Genomic DNA, 21,155 nt, shown 5'->3' on the forward strand with positions numbered 1-21,155 from the left:
CTGTTATCCTTTCGCGATACGTTTTGCCACCATACCGGACAAACCGTTGATAATTAATACAAATAAAAGAATTACAACTGCGGTAGCAGATGCCTGATTCATATGAAGACCTTCACTGGAAAGTACATACATATGAAGAGCCAGTGTACGGCCGGATCCCATCAGATTCGGGACCTGAGCAACTGTTCCTGATGTATAGAGAAGTGCTGCCGTTTCTCCAATGATACGTCCGATTGCAAGGATGATTCCTGCCAGGATTCCAGGAACTGCTGATGGAAGTACGATAGTAAAGATTGTACGCAGCTTACCAGCCCCAAGTCCGAAACTTGCTTCTCTGTAAGAATCCGGAACTGCCTTTAATGCTTCTTCAGCGGTTCTCATGATCAAAGGAAGAACCATGATAACAAGTGTACATGCACCTGCCAGAAGAGACATTCCCCAATGAAGTGCTGTTACAAAGAACAGCATACCAAACAGGCCATATACGATTGAAGGAATGCCAGAAAGTGTTTCTGCTGTAATACGAATCACCTGTACCAGTTTATTTCCTTTTTTTGCATATTCTACAAGGTAGATCGCAGCAAAGATCCCAAGTGGTGCTGCAATTACCAGCGACAAAGCTGTCATAATAAAAGTGTTGATCAGTGATGGCATCAGAGAAACATTCTCTGATGTATATTCCAGGCTGAATAAGCTTGGTGTCAGATATGGAATACCTTTCACCAGAATATAAGCCACCAGGAAAATCAGGACTGCAAACGTAACAACTGCTGCACCAATCGTAAGAAGTGCAAGTACACCTGATCCTGGATGACGCAGATAAGACCGAATTCGATCTGCTGCTGATGTTTCATTTCTTTTTTTCATTTTTTCCACCATCGGTTCTGCTACTGCTGCGTTAGTTTGCATTCTCTGACCTCCTGTTCAGTAAAGAAAGACTCAGGTTGATGATCAGGATGAATACGAAAAGTACAACTCCTGTTGCAATCAGTGCTTCTCTGTGAAGACCTGTTGCATATCCCATCTCAGTTACGATATTCGCAGTCATGGTACGAAGACCTTTGAGCAGTCCGGCTGGCATTCTTGCCTGGTTCCCGGCTACCATGATCACCGCCATGGTTTCACCGATCGCACGTCCAATACCAAGAACGACTGCTGCCAGAATTCCGGATTTTGCTGCCGGAAGCATAACCACAAAAATACTTCTTTCTTTTGTTGCTCCCAGTGCAAGCGAACCTTCATAATAACTTTCCGATACACTGCGAAGTGCAGATTCTGTAGGTCCGATGATCGTCGGCAGGATCATGATCCCCAGAAGGAGGGATGCCGCCAGCCAGCTGGTTCCGGTTCCACCAAATGTGTTTCTGATCAGTGGAACCATAAGTACCAGTCCGAAAAATCCATATACGATAGAAGGGACACCTGCCATCAGCTCAATTCCGGATTTCAGTGGACGATAGATTTTTTTCGGACAATAGCGAGCCATAAATACTGAAGTAAATAAGGCGATCGGAACTCCAACCAGAATCGCTCCACCTGTTACATAAATACTGGCAATGATCATTGGAAAAATTCCAAATTTGTCATTAGACGGTTTCCATACCGTTCCAAGAAGAAATTTCAGCGGTCCAATTTTGGCAATTGCCGGGATTCCATTGGCAAAAAGGAACAAACATATCAGAAATACTGCCAAGACTGAAGCACAGGCAGCCACCATAAAAACAATTTTCATGGCCTGTTCTTTAAATCTATTCATACAGGACTCTTCCTCTCTTATACTCATCATCAGATAACACCACTGGTGTTTCTTTTGATATACAATACCAGACATACACGAAGCCCGGAAATCCGGGCTTCCTGCTTAAGTCTATATCTATCGGTCTTACTTATTTCGCAAGGTCTTCCCAATCTGTTGTTTCACCTGTGAAGATTGCTTTTACCTGGTCACTTGTCAGTTCATCAATGTCATTGTCATTGTTTACTACTACTGCAATACCATCTCTTGCAATCTTAGTAGCTGTAAGGTTTTCTTTCGTTTCTTCATCTTTCAGTTCACGGGATGCCATACCGATATCACAGATACCTTCTGCTGCAGATGTGATACCTGTTGTGGAATCGCTCTGCTGTACTTCTACAGTGATCTTACCGCCATTTGCTTTCTCATATGCTTCTTTCAGTTTTTCCATAACCGGTGTTACAGAAGAAGAACCAGCTACTACAACTTTACCTTCCGCATCGCTCTGCTCGTAAGCTTTTGCATCATCTGCTACTTTAATGTATCCATTGTCTTCAACAATCTGCTGTCCATCTGCACTCATGATGTAGTTTTCAAAATCTTGTGCTGCATCGCTGAGTTTGTCAGTTGTAATGATGTTGAATGGACGGGATACTTTGTATGTATCGTTTGCTACATTTTCTGCTGATGCCTCGGCACCATCGATCTTAACTGCTTTTACTGTATCATTCAGAGAACCAAGTGAGATGTATCCGATTGCATTCTCATCACCAGCTACTGTTGTCATCATAACAGATGTGCTGTTTGTGATGCTTGCATCTTCTGTTGTCATATCTACTTTTTCGTCTCCCTGTTTCTCTTCGATTCCAAACAGTTCAATGAAAGCTCCTCTTGTTCCGGATCCATCTTCACGGGATATAACATCAATGGTTCCGCTTGCTGCACTTGCTGTTGCTGCGAATGCGGTTGTTCCAATAAGTGCTGCTGTAACGATTGCTAAAACTTTTTTCTTCATAATGATAAATCTCCTCTTTATTTTGCTTTATTTAATTTTTGTATTTCTCATTGACAATTGCAATTATATGGGAGAAAAGTAAAATGCATAATCACATGCGTGTAAAATCTTTGTAAAAATGATTTTTCAAAAAACTTTGACCTGTATCTAAAAGATAGTTATAATAAACTTATATTAAGATTGCTATGTGCACCGTAACAGATTCTTTTTCGTATCACATAACAGGAAAGGGATATAGTATGAAAAAAATAACGATTAAAAACACAGACCTTGAGCTTTCTCCAATGGGAATGGGCTGCGTAAATGCCGGTATCAAATGGGATGGAGGGGATGCTTTCAGAATTTTTGATGCTTTTCTGGATATGGGCGGAACCGTTTATGACACTGCCCGCGTATATGCCGACTGGATTCCTTCTGAAATCGGCCGCAGTGAACGTGTACTTGGACAGTGGCTTCGCGAAAGCGGGAAACGTCATGACATTATTCTTGTCTCCAAAGGCGGACATCCGGATATGACACCTGCCGTTCCGGACATGCATGCTTCTCGGATTTCAGCAGAAAATATGCGTCACGATCTGGAACTTTCTCTCCGCGCGCTTGGTACTGATTATATTGATGTTTATTTTTATCACAGAGATAATGAGGCGATTCCTGCCAGTGAACTAATTGAAGTTATGGAAGAATTTCGAAAAGAAGGTAAGATTCGCTATTATGCATGCTCCAACTGGAGTACTGCACGTATGAAAGAAGCCGATGCTTATGCAGCATCCAAAGGATACCGTGGTTTTGTCGCAAATGAAGCTCTGTTTAATATTGCTTCTGCTTCCATGAAACCTCTTGAAGACGATACATTGAAGATCATGGATCAAGAAATGCAGCAATATCATATAGAAAATCCACAGAATCTGGCCATGCCATATATGTCTGTAGCCAGTGGATTTTTCCACAAATTATATGCCGGCGGTGCTGATGCTGTCAGAAATTCTGAATACTACACACCAGAAAATCTCAAGATTGCCGAAGGACTTCACGGACTGATGGAAGAATATCAGATTTCACTTACACAGGCAGTCCTTGGTTATCTGACCTGTCGTGATTTCACCTGCCTTCCACTTTATGGTCCAAGAAATATCGAAGATCTCAAAGATGCAATGGGAACTTTTTCTATTCCATTCCTTAAAGAATATTATGCAGACTGATTTTTCTTATATTAGCAGCTCGGATCTATATGCAAAAAGAGACTGTGACTCATTGTTCTGAGTCATAGTCTCTCTTTTTTATGCCATATTATTGGCCATTTTGTATTTATATAACATTTCTGCGTGATTCTGCTCTTCTACCTGAATATCTGCAAGCAGCTTGCGCACACCGCTGTCGCCAAAAGCAAATACTTCTGAGTTATATTCTCCTGACACCAGCTTTTCTGTCGCAATACAATCTGTTGCAAGAAATGAATCCTGCTGTTTATCCTCCGGTGAACTCATTGCTGTGTAAGTTGCCTTTGGCTGATAATCTCGTCCATCACTGTCATTACAGTTGCACTGCGGAACTTCTCCTCTCAGCACACAGTCAAGAGAATCATAATGTTCACGTTCTTTTTGCTGTAAAGTCTGAAAAAGATTTTTCAGCTCAGGATCTTTTGCCTGCTGTGCATATCTGCCATATTTCTCAATGCAGCTTTTTTCCTGTGTCTGTAAGTCTTCAATCGTTGTGCGTTCTTTTTCTTTTAATATCATCGTACCTGCTTCCTCTCTTTCATTTTGCAATACGATGATAGTATCTGTCATATAGAAAAATTTATGCAGTTTTTCCCAAAATAATCTCAATCAGATATTTGTCCAACATAATGGTACGGTTCCATGGATTGAGAATCACACCTTCAATCTCATCTGTCTGAAGAGTCAGTTCAAATAATTTGTCGATATCCGTCAAAAACGTTGATTTGACGCTTCCGCCGCCTTTCAGTTCCTCTTCAAAACTGGTAAATGCAACCCACCAGTTCTTACCATCTTCTGTTCTGACTGCTTCCAGGCGAAGCTGACCGTCACCACTGGGCGGTTCTACAGCAATGATAAGCTGACCAGCATCTTTCATGCGTCTGCGGATAACGGTAAGTGTATGCGCCAGCATCTCCTGTGTAGTTTCTTTTTGAAGCCCGGCAATTGCTTTTTCTATTTTATCATTGCCCTGAAGTCCCTCATCTGCTTTGTAATCTTTCATGATCATATCTACTCCTCATTTATTTTTCAGGATTTTATGCCTGTTTTCCTTCCAGTAATTTAATGGAACGGCGGATACACCAGATGCAGGTCGGTCCAATATAACAACTGGCCGCTATCCATGCAGCCTGATCTGCAAAACAGATTGCTGTATAACCCATAGTTCCTACAAATCCAACACTTACAATTACTCGTCCGATCATTTCCATAACACCTGAGAAAATAGCTCTTCCGGAATATCCCAGCCCCTGCGTCACCATTCTGCACACATTCAGAATTCCCAGGATTCCAAAGAAAAATCCAAGACATCTCAGATATTTGGCTGAAGCATCCAGAACTGCAGTCGCATTTTTACTCAGAAAGATCATGGAAAGCGGTCTTCCGAAGAAAATCAGGATCAGACCGGCACTAAAACCATAAATGCATCCTGCGATCGTTGCCTCAAGTGCACCCTTTTTAATCCTGTCTGCCTGACGCGCGCCAAGGTTCTGACTGCAGAATACAGATGCTGCTGTTCCAATCGCATCAAATGGACACAGAAGGAACTGCTTAATACGCATAGCCGCTGTAAAAGCAGAAACATAAATACTTCCAAGTCCATTGTTCGCCGCCTGCATGACCATACTCCCGATTGCTGTGATCGAGAACTGAAATCCCATCGGAAGTCCCATGCCCAGAAGTTCCTTTACCGCATCCTTTTGCACGATCATGTTTTCTTTCTCCAGGCGAAGAAGCTGCATCTTCCCTCTTATATAAAAGAAACAGAGAATTCCACTGATCGCCTGTGCTGTGATCGTTGCGATCGCAGCTCCCATACAGCCCCATTTCAAAACAATAATACAGAACAGATCCAGGAAAATATTCAGGACTGCTGAAAACCCCAGGAACAGGAAAGGTGTCCGGCTATCGCCTACAGAACGCAGAATGCTGGACAGATAATTGTACAGCAGTGTAAATGGTATTCCGATAAAAATGACGATCAGATATGCATACGCATTTCCAAAAATATTATCCGGAACAGAAAGCAGATGCAGGATCTGTCCACAGGATAACGAACAGGCAATCATAAGGATTGCCGCAATAATTGCTGTAAGTACCGCGCCATTAAATATGTAATTTCGCATAGTACGATGATCCCCGGCGCCAAAATATCTGGCAACAGGAACGCCAAAACCGGCACAGCATCCAATACAGAAGCCTAAAACCAGAAACTGTACACTGCTGCTCGATCCAACACTTGCAAGCGCATCAGCACCAAGAATCTGACCTACGATTGCCGCGTCAATAATATTATAAGTCTGCTGAAGGAGATTCCCCATCAACAGCGGCAGTGCAAACTGAAGCATTAGTTTCAGCGGGCTGCCCTTTGTCATAGATGTTGACATTTTTCACCTTCTATATGTAATTCTTTCATTCTCAGATAACTTTTCTGACTGATAAATTATAAGTCTCCCAGTGCTCTCATGTCAATTTGAACTACTACAGAATCTTCTTTAATTCCAGTAAATCATGAATGATGTAGTCCGCTGGTTTTCCACTTTTCAATTTTTCTTCTTTATACTTTTCCACCGAAGGCAGATACCAGCATGTGGACATTCCATAAGCCCTGCCACCGGTAATATCCGCAGTCAGGGAATCACCTATCATCATACATTCCTCCGGACATACTCCCGGAAGTTCTTTCATGCAGCCATCAAAAAACGCTTTGCCCGGCTTGTCTGCTCCTACTTTTTCGGAAACAAAACAGTGCGCAAAATATTTCAACATATCTACCTTCTTCAGACGATTAATCTGCTGACCATATGGTCCGTTGCTTGCCGCACACAGACAGTAATCTTTCTCTTTTAAATATGTAAGAATTTCTTCTGCCCCATCAACCGGTACAGCGCTTAAGTTGAGAAGTATACGGAATTCTTTTTCCATTTCAACTCCGTCAGCCTCCAGTCCAAGATGCCCAAGAATTGCCTGCCAGCGCACATAAAACAGGTCGTCCATCGTCAGTTCTTTGCGTTCGATACGCTGCCAGATCTTATTATTTTCCTCTGTAAAAGCAGCAAACATTTCTGATTTATATTCCAGTCCCGCTTTCTGAAAGCACTGCTCCATTGCCCAGGATGCGGCCGCATCAAAATCCAGAAGCGTATTGTCAATGTCCAGAAAAAGGACTTTTATCTTGTCATTCATATTGTGGTATCCTTTAACTTTTTTATGATATCTTTCAAAAACTTTTCACGTTTAGTCGGAATCTCCCTTTTGAATTCTACATTCTTGCTTCACCAAAAAACTCTTTGTTAACCACTTGATCACCTGCTTTTCTTCCAAAGATCTACAATTAACATTATATTTATTATGCCATATATTGTCTGTATTCACAATTATTGTTTACGATTCCACTGAATGTGCCGGAGAATTTCTTTCCATATTTTTGTTCAAGAATGCCCTCGGCATTCTTGCTGCGAGATGCACGTCATGCAATGCATGACATATTCTTCTGTGCATCTCTACAATCCTGCCGGAGGCTATATCAGATGGGAGATTGAATCCCACCACTGATATAATTTTGTTGCTCACCACCTACAGAGGTGGGAGTCATCTCACATCTGATATAAAAAACTCTCTACTTCTACCATTTACACACATACTTATTTGCGTTAAAATAAAGACATCGGGTCAGATATTTTCTGGCCCTTAATTAAACTTTATGTAGGGGGGAAATTGAAAATGAAGGAAAAAGGAAGTAGTTTTTCCGGATCGATCGGCTTCGTTCTGGCTGCTGCCGGAAGTGCCGTAGGTGTTGGAAATATCTGGAGGTTCCCATATCTCTGTGCCAAAGACGGCGGTGGATTATTCCTGCTGGTCTATCTGGTACTGGTACTGACCTTCGGATTTGTATTACTGACAACAGATGTTGCAATCGGTCGAAAAACCAAGAAAAATGCGCTCAGGGCTTTTGAAGCGCTCAATCCGAAATGGAAATTTCTTGGTAAACTGACATTTATAGTTCCAACACTGATCATGACCTATTACTCTGTCATTGGTGGCTGGATCACGAAATACTTTGTTACCTATATTATATCTGATGGAAAAGATGCTGCGGCTGATGGATATTTTACAGCTTTCATCACATCAGATATTGCACCGATCGTATTTATGCTGGTCTTTCTTGCACTGACCGCATGGATCGTATATCGCGGTGTAGAAAAAGGAATCGAAAAATTTTCCAAGATCATCATGCCAGGACTGATTCTTCTGATCCTGATCATCGCGATTTTCTCACTGACACTGACACATACCGATGCAGACGGAACTGTCCGTACCGGTATGGAGGGACTTGCTTTTTATGTAAAGCCAGATTTCAGTGGGCTCACTGTGAAGCGTTTCCTGGAAATTCTTCTGGATGCAATGAGCCAGCTCTTTTTCTCCTTAAGCGTTTCCATGGGAATCATGATCACCTACGGTTCTTATGTAAAAAATGAAGTCAATCTGAACAAAGCAACAAACCAGATTGAAATTTTTGATACCGGCGTTGCTTTCCTTGCAGGAATGATGATCATCCCGGCTGTATTTGTATTTCTTGGCACAGATGGCATGGCTTCCGGACCAAGCCTTATCTTCATTTCATTACCCAAAGTATTTGATTCAATGGGTGTTCTGGGACAACCTGTAGCAATTGCTTTCTTTCTGATGATGGGATTTGCTGCACTTACCTCCTGCGTCTCCGTTATGGAAACTCTGGTTGCCAACTGCATGGAACTTTATCACAAACCACGTAAAAAAATGTGTGGGGCTGTCGGTATCTATTCTCTGATCACAGCTGTAGTAATCTGCCTTGGATATAACAAGCTGTACTTTGAACTGAAACTTCCAAATGGGTCTGTAGGGCAGCTTCTGGATGTCATGGACTATATCAGTAACAGTTTCCTGATGCCGTTTATCTCTCTTCTGACCAGCATTCTGATCGGATGGGTAATTGGTCCGGACTGGATCATAGGCGAAGTAGAACGCAATGGCGAACACTTCAAACGTGCCGGTCTTTATCGCTTTATGATTCGATATGTGGTACCGCTCGTTATGCTGATCCTGTTCCTGGTATCTACCGGATTTGTAGATCTGATCTTCTAATATTGAATGTCCCCAAAATGCTCTGACGCTAAATAAAACTCCTCCATACCGGTTGCTTTCTTTAGGGAAACAGCTCGTCTGGAGGAGTTTTTAGTATATATTTTTATACTTATACGGTAATCTTGAACCAGTCTTTTTCTTCGAAATCAACGACGGTACAGTCATTCGCATAGGTGCATTCCGGAAGAATAATCATTGCATGAAGCTCCTCATTATTCAGCGGAAGTGGACAGAGATGCCAGATTGCTGCATTAATCTTGACCATGCATCCCTTCGGTACGATAAATGCTTTGGCAAGTTCCGGAACCGGTACCCCGCCGGATGCCGGTGCTACATGAATGATCATATCATCATCCAGTGCTACAATTCCTTCCCATGTCGTTGTATGATATTCCGCTGCTTTGATAATCCTCTCATCTTTGCGAACTGCAATTGGAGAAAATGCAATACTTCCCATACTAGTTCCGGAAATACGATCCGGATAGAACTTATGGATTTCTCCCTGTAATGGATAGCCTTCCGGCTCTGTCATGTTGCAGAATGTTCCATATGGAGCAAAATCTGCTACGTTGATCTTGATCGCTTTTACTTCTCTCATTGTAAAAACCTCCTCTTTTTGATAAAAACCCCATTAAAATTTTGCTAGACTCAGTATACCATAACCGCCTGACAACCTCAAGGAAACCTATATTAATTACTCTGCCCTCTTATGAGAGTCGTTACTGTTCACTCCGTTCACAGCAACTGAGAGTTTCCTTCCTGCACGCAGCATACGAAACAGCCGTCTGGCCGCTCCAAGATACAATTCTTCCGCATGATCCAATGCTTCCGGAAGTGTCATGACACCGTTAATAGTCGTAATCATCGACTCTATTCCATATTCAAAAATATCTTCTGCCCCTTTGCCCATACTTCCAACAATTGCCACTGCCGGTATACCATGCGCCTTGCAGTGTATACCAACGCCCTGCATGACTTTTCCAAATACGGACTGCCAGTCTGTAGCTCCCTCTCCGGTAACTACTACATCTACCCCTTCCAGGCGTCTGTCAAAGTCAACCAGATCAAGGACTGTTTCAATTCCTGATTTCAATGTGCCATTCAGAAATACCATCAAAGCGGATCCAAGGCCACCGGCAGCTCCGGCACCTTTTACGTTATCCATATCCATGCCAAATTGCTTTTGGATGATATCACGATAGTTACACATACCTTTTTCCAGTTCATCCTGAATCTCAGGTGTTGCGCCCTTTTGCCGGCCAAATGTATAAGTTGCACCGTCTTTACCACAAAGTGGATTGGTCACATCACACATAACTGTAAATCTGCATTCTTTGATCAGCGGATTCAGTCCGGATATATCAATCTTTTTTATTTTAATGAGATCTCCTCCACAGCCTTTCAGTTCTTCGCCATTTTCATCCAGAAAACGACCTCCCAGAGCACGGATGCATCCAATTCCACCATCATTGGTAGCAGAACCTCCAATCGCTATGGAAATATCACGAAATCCTCTCTCCAGAGCATCCCGTATCATCTCACCCGTTCCATAAGAAGTTGTATATCTCGGATCCCGTTTCTCATCCGAAACCAGCGGAAGGCCAGATGCCGCAGCCATTTCCATAACTGCCCGTTTTTCATCCAGCATACCATAGCTGCATGTCAATTCTTCCCATAAAGGTCCGTGCACTTTCAAGGGAATTGTTGTTCCTTTGACTGCTGAAAGTACTGCTTCTGTTGTTCCTTCTCCGCCATCTGCTACTTCTATGCTGTCGCAGACACAGTCCGGGAATATCTCCCGGGCTGCCTGTGTAAGTAATTCTGCTGTTTTGGGAGAAGACAAAGTTCCCTTAAATGAATCAGAAGCAAACAAAAATTTCATCTGATGTCTCTCCTTCTTATTTTTATAAGAATGCTATTTTATTTCAGTCTGAATTTCAAGTATACCGGATCGTGGTCGGAGTAAGAATATCCTGTATTGATGTCCTCATAAGAAACGCATTCTATATTATCAGATATAATAAATCCATCCAATGTAACGGTGTAAGTCACTCCCGGCACGTACTCCATATCTGCATTACGAGCACTGTCCCAAAGGTCATTTTTTTCCTGCGCGGTCAGTTGATCTATGCAGAACGCAAAATGTTCCTGAAGTTCTTCTCTCGGGAAAGGGTATGCCCAGGACTCTTTATCTGCAGAGTCATCCTCTGCTGCTTTCAGATCATGGTTGAAATCACCACCACAAAGCACATAATTTCCTGCTTCATATTCTTTCTGCATATCCTCAGCCAGCATACGAATCTGTCCTTCGCGAATCGCATCGCTGTTTCCATATGCAGACATATGCAGCTCAAAGATCACAAATTCTTTGCCGTTATCGACCGGAACTCTGGAAATACTGTAGCAGCGGTCCAGATCAAAGAATTTACTGAATGATGTGGATACCGGAAAACGTCTTCTCAAAGAATCCGTCACCGGATATCTGGAAAACAGGGCCAGACCTGATCTGCTCTTACCATGTGGCTGGGTAAATGGATAGAACAAAAATGCCGAATCATAGTTCTGTGCAAATACCGTGTCATAATCTGCCAGACATTCTTTCAAGATTGTGTATTCGTTTACATGATAGCTTCTCGTGGAATTCAAGTCCACTTCCTCAATAAGCGCAAAGTCCGGATCATAAGAAGCAACGAGCTCTCCTGCCCCCTGAACCGTTTTTAGCACACTGTCTTTGCTCTTCGCCCAGGAAAACTTGCCACCGTCCATAAAGAAGCTGAAATCCGGTGTATATGCACCAAATCCGATATTATATGTAAGCGCGGAATATTCTTTTTCTGTTGTAAGTTCCGCGTCTGCTGCATGGGATTCCACCTCAAGTGGCAGATTATCCTCAATCCGATGATAACTTGCAAATAAATAAATGATATATCCGATCAGTGCAAGTATGATAATTCCAAGAATGATTCCAACAATTTTAAAAATTTTTTTTGCTGTTTTCATATGCTTTGTCCTCTCTTCCTGGTGATCCAGAAAAATGTACAGGTGAATATGATTCCTTTGACAATCGATGTTGCAGAAAGAGCCCACCAGATTCCACTGAGTCCCATAAGGCCCCCAAGGATGATTGCAAGCGGGATTCTCGCACTGGTAAATGTAATACTGATAATACTGCAAAGTTTTGTTCTTCCAAGTCCGGACAATGCCCCGACCGTTGTAAGTTCCACACACATGAATGCCTCACTGAAGCCAATGATGATCAGGTAACCAACTGCTGTTGTAATTGCTTTCGGTTCATGGAAAAAGATCTCTGCGATTGGCCGCGGGAAACAGACAAATGCGAACGTGATCAATATTCCCCAGATACCAACTGTCCATAAAGAGGCTCTGTATCCTTTCTTTACACGATCCATTTTCCCTGCTCCATAATTCTGTGCGATAAACGCATTCAAAGCTGCAGCAAAACCATCCGCGGTATTCCAGGAAATTGACTCAATCTGACCGCCGACTCTCTGTGTTGCAACTGCTTCTGCGCCATATCCCGATACCATTCGTGTCAGAACCATGGAAATCGCACAGTACGCCATTCCCTGAACAGCTGTTGGAATTCCGATTCTGCAGATTCCTCCCAGATATTCGCGTGGGATTTTAGCCAAAAGATGAATCCCTTTCAGTACATTTTCTTTTTTCCGTATGATAACTGCAAGGGCCATAATACTCATAACAATTGCCTGCGCTGTCACCGTTGCTATCGCTGCACCTGTCACCCCAAGCTTCGGAAATGGTCCTGGTCCGAGAATCAGGACCGGATCCAGGATCATATTGGTCACAAGTCCAATCAGATTCGCCAGAAACGGTGTTTTTGAATCACCCTGAGCTGTATAAATGCCTGTAAGCGTCAGCGTCATAAAGGAAAATACAATCAACCCACATGCAATCTTTGTATAGGACATGGCCGCTGCATGTGCCTCCGCATCTGCGAGCTGGAAAAATCCTACCATCTGTTTCGTAAACACAAGCGACAGAAGCGCATATGCCATCCCCATAAAAGCAGCCAACTGCACCGCCGCCTGTGCAAAACCATGTGCTTTTTCTTTTTCACCACGACCGATACATTGTGCAACCTGTACCTGTCCTCCCATTCGAGCCATGGCAGCCAGTCCCTGTGAAAACCAGGTAAACATGCCTCCTACACCAACTCCGGCAACGGCTTTCGAACCCAACAGCCCAATCCATGCCATATCTGTAATGTTATATAAAGTCCCAAGAAATGACGATGCCATGATTGGAATCGCAAGCTTCGTCAGTGTCCTCAAAATAGGACCTTTTGTTAAATTTCCTTCCATTTAAATTCCTCATCCGTTTTTATTTCTTTTGATTCATCCATTATTCCTATTATACATTGTTTGTCATATGTTTTCATCCTATTTCTAAGATATCACCCATATCTTACGAAACATTATATACATTACTATTCAATTAAAAAAAATCTCACACCACCTTTGACTATGATGTGAGATCTCCAATCTGTTCTGTATTCTTTTTTATATCTGTCTGACGATCTTTTTATTTATATTTCACTGCAGTTCCATAAGCGATCACTTCTGCTGCCCCTGACATAACCTGTGAAGATCCATACTTCACACCAATCACCGCATCTGCATCCATTTCTTTGGCTTCATCTACCATACGCTTCGTGGCAATCTGTCTCGCCTCATTCAACATTTCTGTGTAACCTACGATTTCACCGCCAACCAATGTTTTCATACCTGCCATAAAATCTCTGCCGACATTTTTTGTCTGTACAACAGTTCCTTTTACGATTCCCAGTGGCTCAAAATCCACACCTGGAATATATTCAATACTTAGAAGCTTCATCTTCTTCTCCTCCTTCGATTTCTTTCATTCTTCCTGCAAGTGCTATGAGCGTTCCCACAATGATCACTATCGGAATTCCCTCCAACAGCAAAAACAATCCTGTCGGAATTGGATCCTGTATGTTTGCCCAGAATATAATTATAATCGTAAGAAGCATAAGCAGTGTCATAACTGCTGCACCTATGATTGCTCCTTTTCTTTTCTTATTGTGGACATCCGTTTTGTTTACGTTCATAAACTTTGCACCTTCTTTCTCCATCTGCTCGATTTCTTCCAGACAGTCCTCTGCATTCAGAGATTCCAGTGACCGGTGTTCCAGGATCAGTCGCTCGCACATATCCTGCATCTTCGAAAGACCTTCTTTACGATGATCCAGTTCTTTCAGATGTTGTTCCAAACAGATTTGCAGGCTTTTCTTTTTTTCGAAGAGAAGTTTCATTTCTTCTATGGAAATGTCCATCTTGCGGAATAATTTAATCTCCTGAAGCCGGATAACATCCGCCTGATGATATTCCCTGTATCCGTTTTCTGCACGCTCCACATTCAGGAGTCCCTGATCTTCATAAAACCGAATATTCTTTCTTGTGATTCCCACAAGTTCTTCCACCTGTTTGATTTTCATCGTGCTACCTCTTACTTTCCCGACAGTTCCGGAAATCGTTCAACTCCCTGTCTGTATCTGTTTTATACAGCTTCCATAAGGTGGAAGGTCAAGTGTTTTTTGAAAATTTCTGTTTTTAGTTCATTCACGTATTCTGTCACCTGCTGCGCATCATGAATCACTTCTTATTATAGTAATAATGGATGCAAGCAGAAGAAACATTGGATAAAAAAGCTTCGGTATGATCTGAAAAGCAGAAAGTTCTCCACCCAACTCATTGACTGCAGAAATTGCCACAAGCATCTGTGCACCATATGGAATGATTCCCTGAAAGATACAGGAAAAAGTATCCAGTAAGGAGGCAGTCTTTTGGGGTGTGATTCCATACTCCTGTGCCATCTCTTTGGCGATCGGATTTGCCATGACGATAGCTACCGTATTATTTGCAGTCGCAATATCCATGGTACCGACAAGGAGTCCCATGCCAAGCTGGCCACCCTTCTTTCCGTGGAAAATTTTGTGAATCCAGTTAAGAAGTGCATCAAAACCACCGTATTCACGAATCAGGGCACACATCGCTGCCACCAGAATCGCAACCATACAGGTTTCAAACATTCCTGATACGCCTGATCCCATATTGGTCAGAAGTTCCACCGGAGTGATATGCCCTCCTGCAAGCATGATGATTGCTCCGGAAACAATTCCAGTAAGAAGCACCACAAAAACATTGATTCCGATAATACCGCCAATCAGCACCAATACATACGGTAACACCTGAAGTAAATGATAATCCTGACTGATATGTCCCTGGATCTCCGTCTGAAACGACAGAATCAGGATTATGACCAGAGTTGCAACAGCCGCCGGAAATGCAATCCAGAAGTTTTCTCTGAACTTATCTTTCATCTCACAGCCCTGTCCATTGCATGCCGCAATCGTCGTATCCGAAATGAAAGAAAGATTATCTCCAAACATTGCTCCACCCATAACCGATGCAACACAAAATGCAAGATCAAAATCTGATGCACTGGAAACAGCTGCCGCGATTGGTACCAGAAGTGTAATCGTTCCAACAGAAGTCCCCATCGCTACAGAGACAAAACAGGCAACCACAAATAAAACTGCTACAGAAAATCTTGCCGGTATCAGTGTCAGCATAAAATATGCTACACTTTCTGCACTATTTCTTCCAACCACACCAACAAAGGATCCTGCTGCCAGGAAGATTAAAAGCATTGTAATGATGTTTTTGTCCCCAACACCATGTGCCATGATTTCCAGTTTCCTGTCAAAATTTACTGCTCTGTTCTGCAAACAGGCAACCAGAATCGCAGCAAGAAATGCAACCACGATCGGTACATTATAAAATCCCATCGGAATCTTCATTATATATTCAAATAAAATTCCCAGACCAAGATACAGTATGAGAAATACACCAATTGGCAGAAGAGCGATGACATTTCCTTTTTCTTTTTTCATTATACAAACCTCATCCTTTTCATAATATAGGAAAATATTGCAGAGTAACTTTCTGTTATTGAACATTTCCTATAAAGTAAAATATGGGAAGGCTAAGCTTCCCATGTAAAAATCTTTATCTCTGTAATTATAATAGGTTATTTCTCTGATTCTGTCAATCCCAGACATCAGTAGGCTTTCCCTGTTCCGTACACTGCGTGCCAAAACAGAGATCCCGGCTCTTTTTCTCTCTGCCAAATTCCCACCCTGTCTGCAAAACTAAGCGGTTATCTTTGATAGATATTCTAAATAGTAAAACGGACTAACCGTCTATCGGTAGCACTCTTTTTCTATAATCATATTATCACGCATCTGTGAAAATATCAAAAAGTTCTTTTTCCATAGTATGTAATACGAATTTGAAAATACTTATAAGCCGAAAAAATACACCAGTACCAGCTTGATCACAGCAGCTCCACCAAAAGCAACAACTGCAGTTACAACTAATTGCATAGGTTTTGGGAAATTTTCGAACACAAAAACTTTCCTACTCTTGCTCCGCACCTTGCTTAAAGATCCTGTCGTAAATGCTGCCATCATTATGACTGACACAGATACCAAGGTCTCACAATAACCGGTAAGCTTTCCTAACACATCATTATACATATATGCACCTGTTTCATGCAGAATCCAGTATAGAACCAATGCACAAACTCCCATGACACTTTGGAGCTTCATTTCCTTAAAAATCTTCTCTTTCTCTGTAGTTGCATAATCTGACATTGTTTTAGCAATTTTTCTTTCTTCTTCGTTCATCATCTCGCTTTTCCTTTCTCCACTGATAATCTCAGGAATGCTGATATCATAATAATCTGCAATATCCACAAGAATACTGATATCCGGCATATTGTTTCCGGTTTCCCATCTGGATACGGTCCTTCCAGAGACATTTAATATTTCTGCCAACTGCTCCTGTATAATGCCTTTTTCTTTGCGAAGTTTTTTTAAAAAATTCCCGATTTTTACTTGGTCCACCTCAACTCCTCCTTTCATCATCAAATATAGAATCTGTTATCTGCAAATAACACGACACAAAGCGAGAAATATCGTATTTTCACTAATAGACACAGTTGTCTACGCGTTTTTAATTTTTCAATTATACAAACTAGAATTTATCACTGAATAAACCACATCCATACTCCAACTATTATAAGCAATATACCTGATATTCTTCCTGCAAATTTCGACTTTTTATATCCTAGAAAATTTATTGTTTCGGGAGTTGTAAATGGCAATAAAACAACATCCATACCCATTACTATAATTCCTATTCCTATTATGAAGACATTATTGTTAGAAATAATGCCATAAAACATAACTACGAAACCCAAAATAATGCCTAATATAAAATACTTGATTTTATGGCTGTCTTTATCCATCATCTTTTCATAACAATTTTCACATTTACTGTTACAAAATTCAAAATTATCCTTTAGTTTTTTACCACAATATTTGCATTTTTTCATACTGTTTCCTCCGTAATCCTCAAAAATTCATTCAACAGCTCACGATTTTCTCAATTCTCCAAACTTTTATTTATCTTCTAACTCAAATCCGAGTTCTTTTTCGTTTCTGACATCTTCATACGTTTTCTTTCCAGTGATAGCACTGTAGGCTTCTTTAATACCATTTTTCACTGCCCATTTGATAACGAAATACAGTGCGATCAAAATAACAATTGCGGTTCCTCCACTTATGCCTAATTCATTCCACATAATCATTAACTTCTCCAAATTCTGATTGAGATTTCATCTGTTTTAAGAGATTTAATTGGTGTGCTACCCGTCAAGTAGACAAATTAAATAACGAAATTTTTTTCTTCCCCGGTACAGTTTATGTACCGGGTTGTTTATGCGACGTTTTCTAGTTTTCGTTCATGGAATTCCATTGGTGTAAGCACCCCAAGATTTCGTTGAACTCTTTTGTTTGTGTAATAATCTATGTATTTCTCTATATCTGGATGTTCATCATGAATCTTTGTAATGATATCGGCTATGCATTCATTAAGATTGTCATTATCACTAAGTCATTCGTAGTTGGTCAGTGCTTTCACAGTTGCTATAAATGTTGCTCTTTCATATGATTTCTATAAACGTCTTATAGAAATCATATGTCTTTCCGTTTTCCTGAGCGCAGAGCAAAAAGCGGCTGATGATTGCACCAGTACGGTATGATTTCTGAATACGTGATAAGTGTTCGTGCAGGTTATTAGGAAACCCCTCTGTCACTTCTTCCCTAAGCAAAAAAGTTACATATCGATTTGCCTTTTTTTGCCAAAGAATACTGGATTTTGGAAATGAGGAACTCATTTCCGCTGGTATAGTAAGCCCACGTTGTTCCTGTGGAAGTGTTTGCGTATGCTGCACCCGTGAATAAAGATATGGATTTTCAATATACTGACGCAGCTTGTCCCTTTCAATCAAGTCAAAAGATACAATGCAAGCTGTATCAATATCAGACTCTTGATATATCTGTGTTTTCAATTCCTCCAATGTCTTCAACGCCTTCATATGATAGCGTAATTTCTCCATCCGACGTGCAAGCAGTTCTTGTTGATGTTCCAATTCTACAAGTTTCTCAGAAAATAATTTTCCATGCTGCTCAGGCGTTGCGGCATCCATTCCACGAATTTCCTTTAACTCTAACCCAAGATTTTTATAAAAAATGACATCTGAAATGGTCATTAAATCTTCAATTGCATATTCCCGATATTGATTTTCAATTTTCTTTCTGGGATGTAAAATCCCCTTATCCTCCCAATACCTAAACGTAGATGCTGGCATATCAAAAAAACGGGCTATTTCTCCAATTTGAAATTTTTTATCCATGATTCTTCCCTTCCTGGTTTAAAAACTTACTACTATTTATCCACTATACTATTTTTCACATTGACCTTCAAGCTACTTTAAGGTTTATACTTCCATCAAGGGAGGAAATTTTTATGGAAAATGTTTTAATTTTTGCTTCTGAAAAAGAAGTTCGATTCACAAAACTATTAAAATTTATTGTTCCGACATATCTAACATCATTATTTAACACAGTCTATACCATTATTGATGGTATTTTTGTTTCTACATATGTCGGAACCAATGCACTGGCTTCTATTAACATTGTTTATCCTATTGTAAATGTATTGACCGGAATTGCACTTGTATTTGCTACCGGCGGCAGCTCTGTCACAGCTTTGTACATTGGAGGAAACAGAAAAAAGGAAGCAGACCGCTCCTTTTCTGCCAGCTCTTTTGCAGCTATTTTGCTTGGATGCCTCGTTTCCCTGATGATTCTTACGAATCTCTCAGCAATTCTGACCATACTCGGTGCAACCCCCGTGACAATTGCAGGGTGTAAAACATACGCACGTTGGTGGCTTTTGGCAGCTCCCGTCGTAATCGGTAAGGAACTGTTTACATATTTTATCCGAGTGGACGGTGCCCCCACATATAGCTTTATAACTGCACTGTCCGGTGGTATTTTGAATATCGTTTTGGACTATATTCTGGTCGGACAAATGCAAATGGGAATCTATGGTGCTGCACTAGCAACAATTCTTGGACTGGTATTATCATTTTCTATGGGAATTTATTATTTTATCCATAAACAAAAGTATCTTTCATTTACCTTGCATAACTTATCCTTACGGGAAGCCATGCACTGTATGCTAAATGGTGCATCCGAATTTGTCAATCAACTTGCTATTGCAGTTACAACCATCGTATTTAACCGCACTGCACTCTCCTTTGCCGGTGAAGACGGTGTCGCCGCAGTTTCCATCATCATGTATCTGCAGTTTTTGTTTATCGGTGTCTACTTTGGCTTTTCTATGGGCATGGCACCACCTCTGAGTTATGCGTATGGCGACCGAAAAATAAGAATTTGCCGAAAACTAGAAAGCTATGCTCGTCGCTTTTTCGAAGTAGCTCCGATCATCATTTATGCACTGACCTACTTTCTTACTCCAGTTGCTGTATCCTGTTTCGCAGATACATCCAGCCCTGTATTTCCTATTGCAGTGTCCGGAATGAGAGTTTATGGACTTGGTTTTCTATTTTCAGGAATTAATATTTTTGCTGCAATTCGAATGATGGCATATGGAAAAGGGTATTTCTCCGGTCTGATCACATTTTTACGTTCATTCCTACTATTACTTTTATTTCTGATTGTACTGCCTTTGAAATTTGGTTTGACTGGAGTATGGCTCGCCGTTCCTGCAGCAGAAGCTCTGACATTACTCGTTGCTGTATGGTTTCTGCGGCCGATTCATTGTTAAAATACCTCAACTATTGTCTGCACGAAGAGCTGCTTTCACTTGAAGAGCTTACTTCTGTCGGACAGGCATTGTCTGAGGGTGACGTTATGTCAGATGCCTCTCTTCTTTTGGAAGAAACTTATCAGCTCTCCGACTATTTCATTCAGTCCTCCGAAAGACTGACAAGCGCGGACCGGTTAACTGATCTTCTTGGAAAGGTCAGTTATACTTTTGCAGAAAAGGTAGCACAATCAAAAACACCGTCCCCGGAATAATGTTGAGCAATACTTCCCTGATTCTGAGTTCATCTGCCATCACATAAGGATTTTTTTCTTCATGGCAATATCCGTGAATCCAATAATTGCATTCATTGGTGTCCTGATATCATGGGACATATGGTTCAGAAACGTCGTTTTTGCAATATTCGCCGCATTTGCATTCTGTGCTTCTTTCAGGGCTTCCATCTGTTTTTTTCTGCTTACTGAAAGGGAATAAACCAGAAGAAGTAGTACAAAAATAATCACTAATGAAACCACAATTCCTAAGCCTGCATACTCTGCAAGGACATCCTGCAAGGTCATTTTCTTTTCCGAAACAGAGTTCTGCGCAAGGACAACCCCATTCAAAATATTAGAGGACTGCTCCCTGCTTGTGTTCCCCATAGCCGCCTTCCTGAAAATTGGCATATGGGAAATACCCGACTCTCACTGTTTTATTCTCTTCCTCTATTACCTGAGTTGTTTTCCTGTCAGTTTTTCTATCTTTCTGTTCATTCATTCCCTCTTTATTATCCATTAAAGCGGACATTCGCAATCCGCTTTCGC

The 21,155-nt window shown here is 41.3% G+C and carries 25 protein-coding genes; 4 read left to right on the forward strand and 21 right to left on the reverse strand.

Annotation, left to right across the window (positions count from 1 at the left end; genetic code table 11):
* Positions 1 to 3: 3 nt before the first annotated feature.
* From pstA to NQ503_RS15300, 3 genes are all read right to left on the reverse strand, one after another.
* Entirely contained in the window at positions 4 to 879 is an 876-nt protein-coding gene (gene pstA / locus NQ503_RS15290) for a phosphate ABC transporter permease PstA (protein ID WP_117591916.1), read from the reverse strand.
* Between the two features lie 19 nt (positions 880 to 898).
* Entirely contained in the window at positions 899 to 1,756 is an 858-nt protein-coding gene (gene pstC, locus NQ503_RS15295) for a phosphate ABC transporter permease subunit PstC (RefSeq protein ID WP_022388305.1), read from the reverse strand.
* Between the two features lie 130 nt (positions 1,757 to 1,886).
* Entirely contained in the window at positions 1,887 to 2,750 is an 864-nt protein-coding gene (locus NQ503_RS15300) for a substrate-binding domain-containing protein (RefSeq protein WP_005428510.1), read from the reverse strand.
* Positions 2,751 to 2,989: 239 nt separating this feature from the next.
* On the opposite strand from NQ503_RS15300, the gene NQ503_RS15305 reads away from it, so the two are divergent.
* The gene (locus NQ503_RS15305; protein ID WP_005428512.1) at positions 2,990 to 3,949 is read left to right on the forward strand and encodes an aldo/keto reductase; all 960 of its coding nucleotides are present in this window, start codon (positions 2,990 to 2,992) and stop codon (positions 3,947 to 3,949) included.
* A 78-nt stretch (positions 3,950 to 4,027) separates the two neighbouring features.
* Here the strand turns inward: NQ503_RS15305 and NQ503_RS15310 are convergent, their stop codons facing one another.
* The 4 genes from NQ503_RS15310 to NQ503_RS15325 all read right to left on the reverse strand — a co-directional run bounded on the left by NQ503_RS15310 (position 4,028) and on the right by NQ503_RS15325 (position 7,153).
* Positions 4,028 to 4,486 carry a ferritin-like domain-containing protein gene (locus NQ503_RS15310; protein ID WP_022388308.1) on the reverse strand — a complete coding sequence of 153 codons (459 nt, stop codon included), beginning with the start codon at positions 4,484 to 4,486 and terminating at the stop codon, positions 4,028 to 4,030.
* A gap of 61 nt (positions 4,487 to 4,547) precedes the next feature.
* The gene (locus tag NQ503_RS15315; protein WP_044926334.1) at positions 4,548 to 4,970 is read right to left on the reverse strand and encodes an SseB family protein; all 423 of its coding nucleotides are present in this window, start codon (positions 4,968 to 4,970) and stop codon (positions 4,548 to 4,550) included.
* Positions 4,971 to 5,004: 34 nt separating this feature from the next.
* The gene (locus NQ503_RS15320) at positions 5,005 to 6,354 is read right to left on the reverse strand and encodes an MATE family efflux transporter (protein WP_044926286.1); all 1,350 of its coding nucleotides are present in this window, start codon (positions 6,352 to 6,354) and stop codon (positions 5,005 to 5,007) included.
* 94 nt (positions 6,355 to 6,448) lie between these two features.
* Entirely contained in the window at positions 6,449 to 7,153 is a 705-nt protein-coding gene (locus NQ503_RS15325) for an HAD family hydrolase (RefSeq protein ID WP_005428516.1), read from the reverse strand.
* A 537-nt stretch (positions 7,154 to 7,690) separates the two neighbouring features.
* Between NQ503_RS15325 and NQ503_RS15330 the strand changes: the two genes are divergently transcribed.
* Positions 7,691 to 9,091 (forward strand): sodium-dependent transporter, encoded by a 1,401-nt coding sequence (locus NQ503_RS15330; RefSeq protein WP_173899187.1) that lies wholly within the window; start codon positions 7,691 to 7,693, stop codon positions 9,089 to 9,091.
* Positions 9,092 to 9,200: 109 nt separating this feature from the next.
* Here NQ503_RS15330 and NQ503_RS15335 read toward each other — a convergent pair whose 3' ends face one another.
* The 12 genes from NQ503_RS15335 to NQ503_RS15390 form a co-directional block, all read right to left on the reverse strand.
* On the reverse strand, positions 9,201 to 9,689 hold the full coding sequence (locus tag NQ503_RS15335) for an ureidoglycolate lyase (RefSeq protein WP_005423346.1): 489 nt from the start codon (positions 9,687 to 9,689) through the stop codon (positions 9,201 to 9,203).
* A 96-nt stretch (positions 9,690 to 9,785) separates the two neighbouring features.
* The gene (locus NQ503_RS15340) at positions 9,786 to 10,973 is read right to left on the reverse strand and encodes a glycerate kinase family protein (protein WP_005423345.1); all 1,188 of its coding nucleotides are present in this window, start codon (positions 10,971 to 10,973) and stop codon (positions 9,786 to 9,788) included.
* 38 nt (positions 10,974 to 11,011) lie between these two features.
* Positions 11,012 to 12,091 carry an endonuclease/exonuclease/phosphatase family protein gene (locus NQ503_RS15345; RefSeq protein WP_173899186.1) on the reverse strand — a complete coding sequence of 360 codons (1,080 nt, stop codon included), beginning with the start codon at positions 12,089 to 12,091 and terminating at the stop codon, positions 11,012 to 11,014.
* Complete coding sequence (locus NQ503_RS15350; protein WP_005423343.1) at positions 12,088 to 13,434, reverse strand: MATE family efflux transporter; 1,347 nt, start codon at positions 13,432 to 13,434, stop codon at positions 12,088 to 12,090. The genes NQ503_RS15345 and NQ503_RS15350 overlap by 4 nt, the downstream gene beginning before the upstream one ends.
* A 220-nt stretch (positions 13,435 to 13,654) precedes the next feature.
* Positions 13,655 to 13,966 carry a YbjQ family protein gene (locus NQ503_RS15355; RefSeq protein WP_005423341.1) on the reverse strand — a complete coding sequence of 104 codons (312 nt, stop codon included), beginning with the start codon at positions 13,964 to 13,966 and terminating at the stop codon, positions 13,655 to 13,657.
* Positions 13,947 to 14,588, reverse strand: coding sequence for a MerR family transcriptional regulator (locus NQ503_RS15360; RefSeq protein ID WP_005423340.1), 642 nt, complete (start codon positions 14,586 to 14,588; stop codon positions 13,947 to 13,949). The genes NQ503_RS15355 and NQ503_RS15360 overlap by 20 nt, the downstream gene beginning before the upstream one ends.
* Before the next feature lie 150 nt (positions 14,589 to 14,738).
* Complete coding sequence (locus NQ503_RS15365; protein ID WP_044925156.1) at positions 14,739 to 16,046, reverse strand: Na+/H+ antiporter NhaC family protein; 1,308 nt, start codon at positions 16,044 to 16,046, stop codon at positions 14,739 to 14,741.
* A gap of 408 nt (positions 16,047 to 16,454) precedes the next feature.
* Complete coding sequence (locus NQ503_RS15370; protein WP_082246481.1) at positions 16,455 to 17,060, reverse strand: helix-turn-helix domain-containing protein; 606 nt, start codon at positions 17,058 to 17,060, stop codon at positions 16,455 to 16,457.
* A gap of 140 nt (positions 17,061 to 17,200) precedes the next feature.
* A complete protein-coding gene (locus NQ503_RS15375; protein ID WP_005423334.1) occupies positions 17,201 to 17,551 on the reverse strand; it encodes a DUF2116 family Zn-ribbon domain-containing protein in 351 nt (116 codons plus the stop codon).
* 66 nt (positions 17,552 to 17,617) lie between these two features.
* Positions 17,618 to 17,800, reverse strand: coding sequence for a DUF6019 family protein (locus NQ503_RS15380; protein WP_044925172.1), 183 nt, complete (start codon positions 17,798 to 17,800; stop codon positions 17,618 to 17,620).
* A 134-nt stretch (positions 17,801 to 17,934) separates the two neighbouring features.
* Positions 17,935 to 18,081: an IS3 family transposase gene (locus NQ503_RS17795; protein ID WP_319638773.1), complete on the reverse strand. Its 147-nt coding sequence runs from the start codon at positions 18,079 to 18,081 to the stop codon at positions 17,935 to 17,937.
* A 79-nt stretch (positions 18,082 to 18,160) separates the two neighbouring features.
* On the reverse strand, positions 18,161 to 18,913 hold the full coding sequence (locus tag NQ503_RS15390; protein ID WP_005423331.1) for a helix-turn-helix domain-containing protein: 753 nt from the start codon (positions 18,911 to 18,913) through the stop codon (positions 18,161 to 18,163).
* Between the two features lie 113 nt (positions 18,914 to 19,026).
* Here NQ503_RS15390 and NQ503_RS15395 point away from each other — a divergent pair, with 113 nt between their 5' ends.
* Together NQ503_RS15395 and NQ503_RS15400 are read left to right on the forward strand one after the other, a co-directional pair.
* Positions 19,027 to 20,352: an MATE family efflux transporter gene (locus tag NQ503_RS15395; protein WP_005423330.1), complete on the forward strand. Its 1,326-nt coding sequence runs from the start codon at positions 19,027 to 19,029 to the stop codon at positions 20,350 to 20,352.
* On the forward strand, positions 20,346 to 20,606 hold the full coding sequence (locus NQ503_RS15400; protein ID WP_138344380.1) for a hypothetical protein: 261 nt from the start codon (positions 20,346 to 20,348) through the stop codon (positions 20,604 to 20,606). Before NQ503_RS15395 ends, NQ503_RS15400 begins: the two co-directional genes overlap by 7 nt.
* A gap of 39 nt (positions 20,607 to 20,645) precedes the next feature.
* Here the strand turns inward: NQ503_RS15400 and NQ503_RS15405 are convergent, their stop codons facing one another.
* On the reverse strand, positions 20,646 to 20,993 hold the full coding sequence (locus NQ503_RS15405) for a histidine kinase dimerization/phospho-acceptor domain-containing protein (protein WP_227233646.1): 348 nt from the start codon (positions 20,991 to 20,993) through the stop codon (positions 20,646 to 20,648).
* Complete coding sequence (locus NQ503_RS15410; RefSeq protein WP_173908585.1) at positions 20,962 to 21,108, reverse strand: hypothetical protein; 147 nt, start codon at positions 21,106 to 21,108, stop codon at positions 20,962 to 20,964. The genes NQ503_RS15405 and NQ503_RS15410 overlap by 32 nt, the downstream gene beginning before the upstream one ends.
* Between the last annotated feature and the right edge of the window lie 47 nt (positions 21,109 to 21,155).

The organism is Blautia obeum ATCC 29174 (genome assembly GCF_025147765.1).
In the GTDB taxonomy this organism is placed as follows: domain Bacteria; phylum Bacillota; class Clostridia; order Lachnospirales; family Lachnospiraceae; genus Blautia_A; species Blautia_A obeum.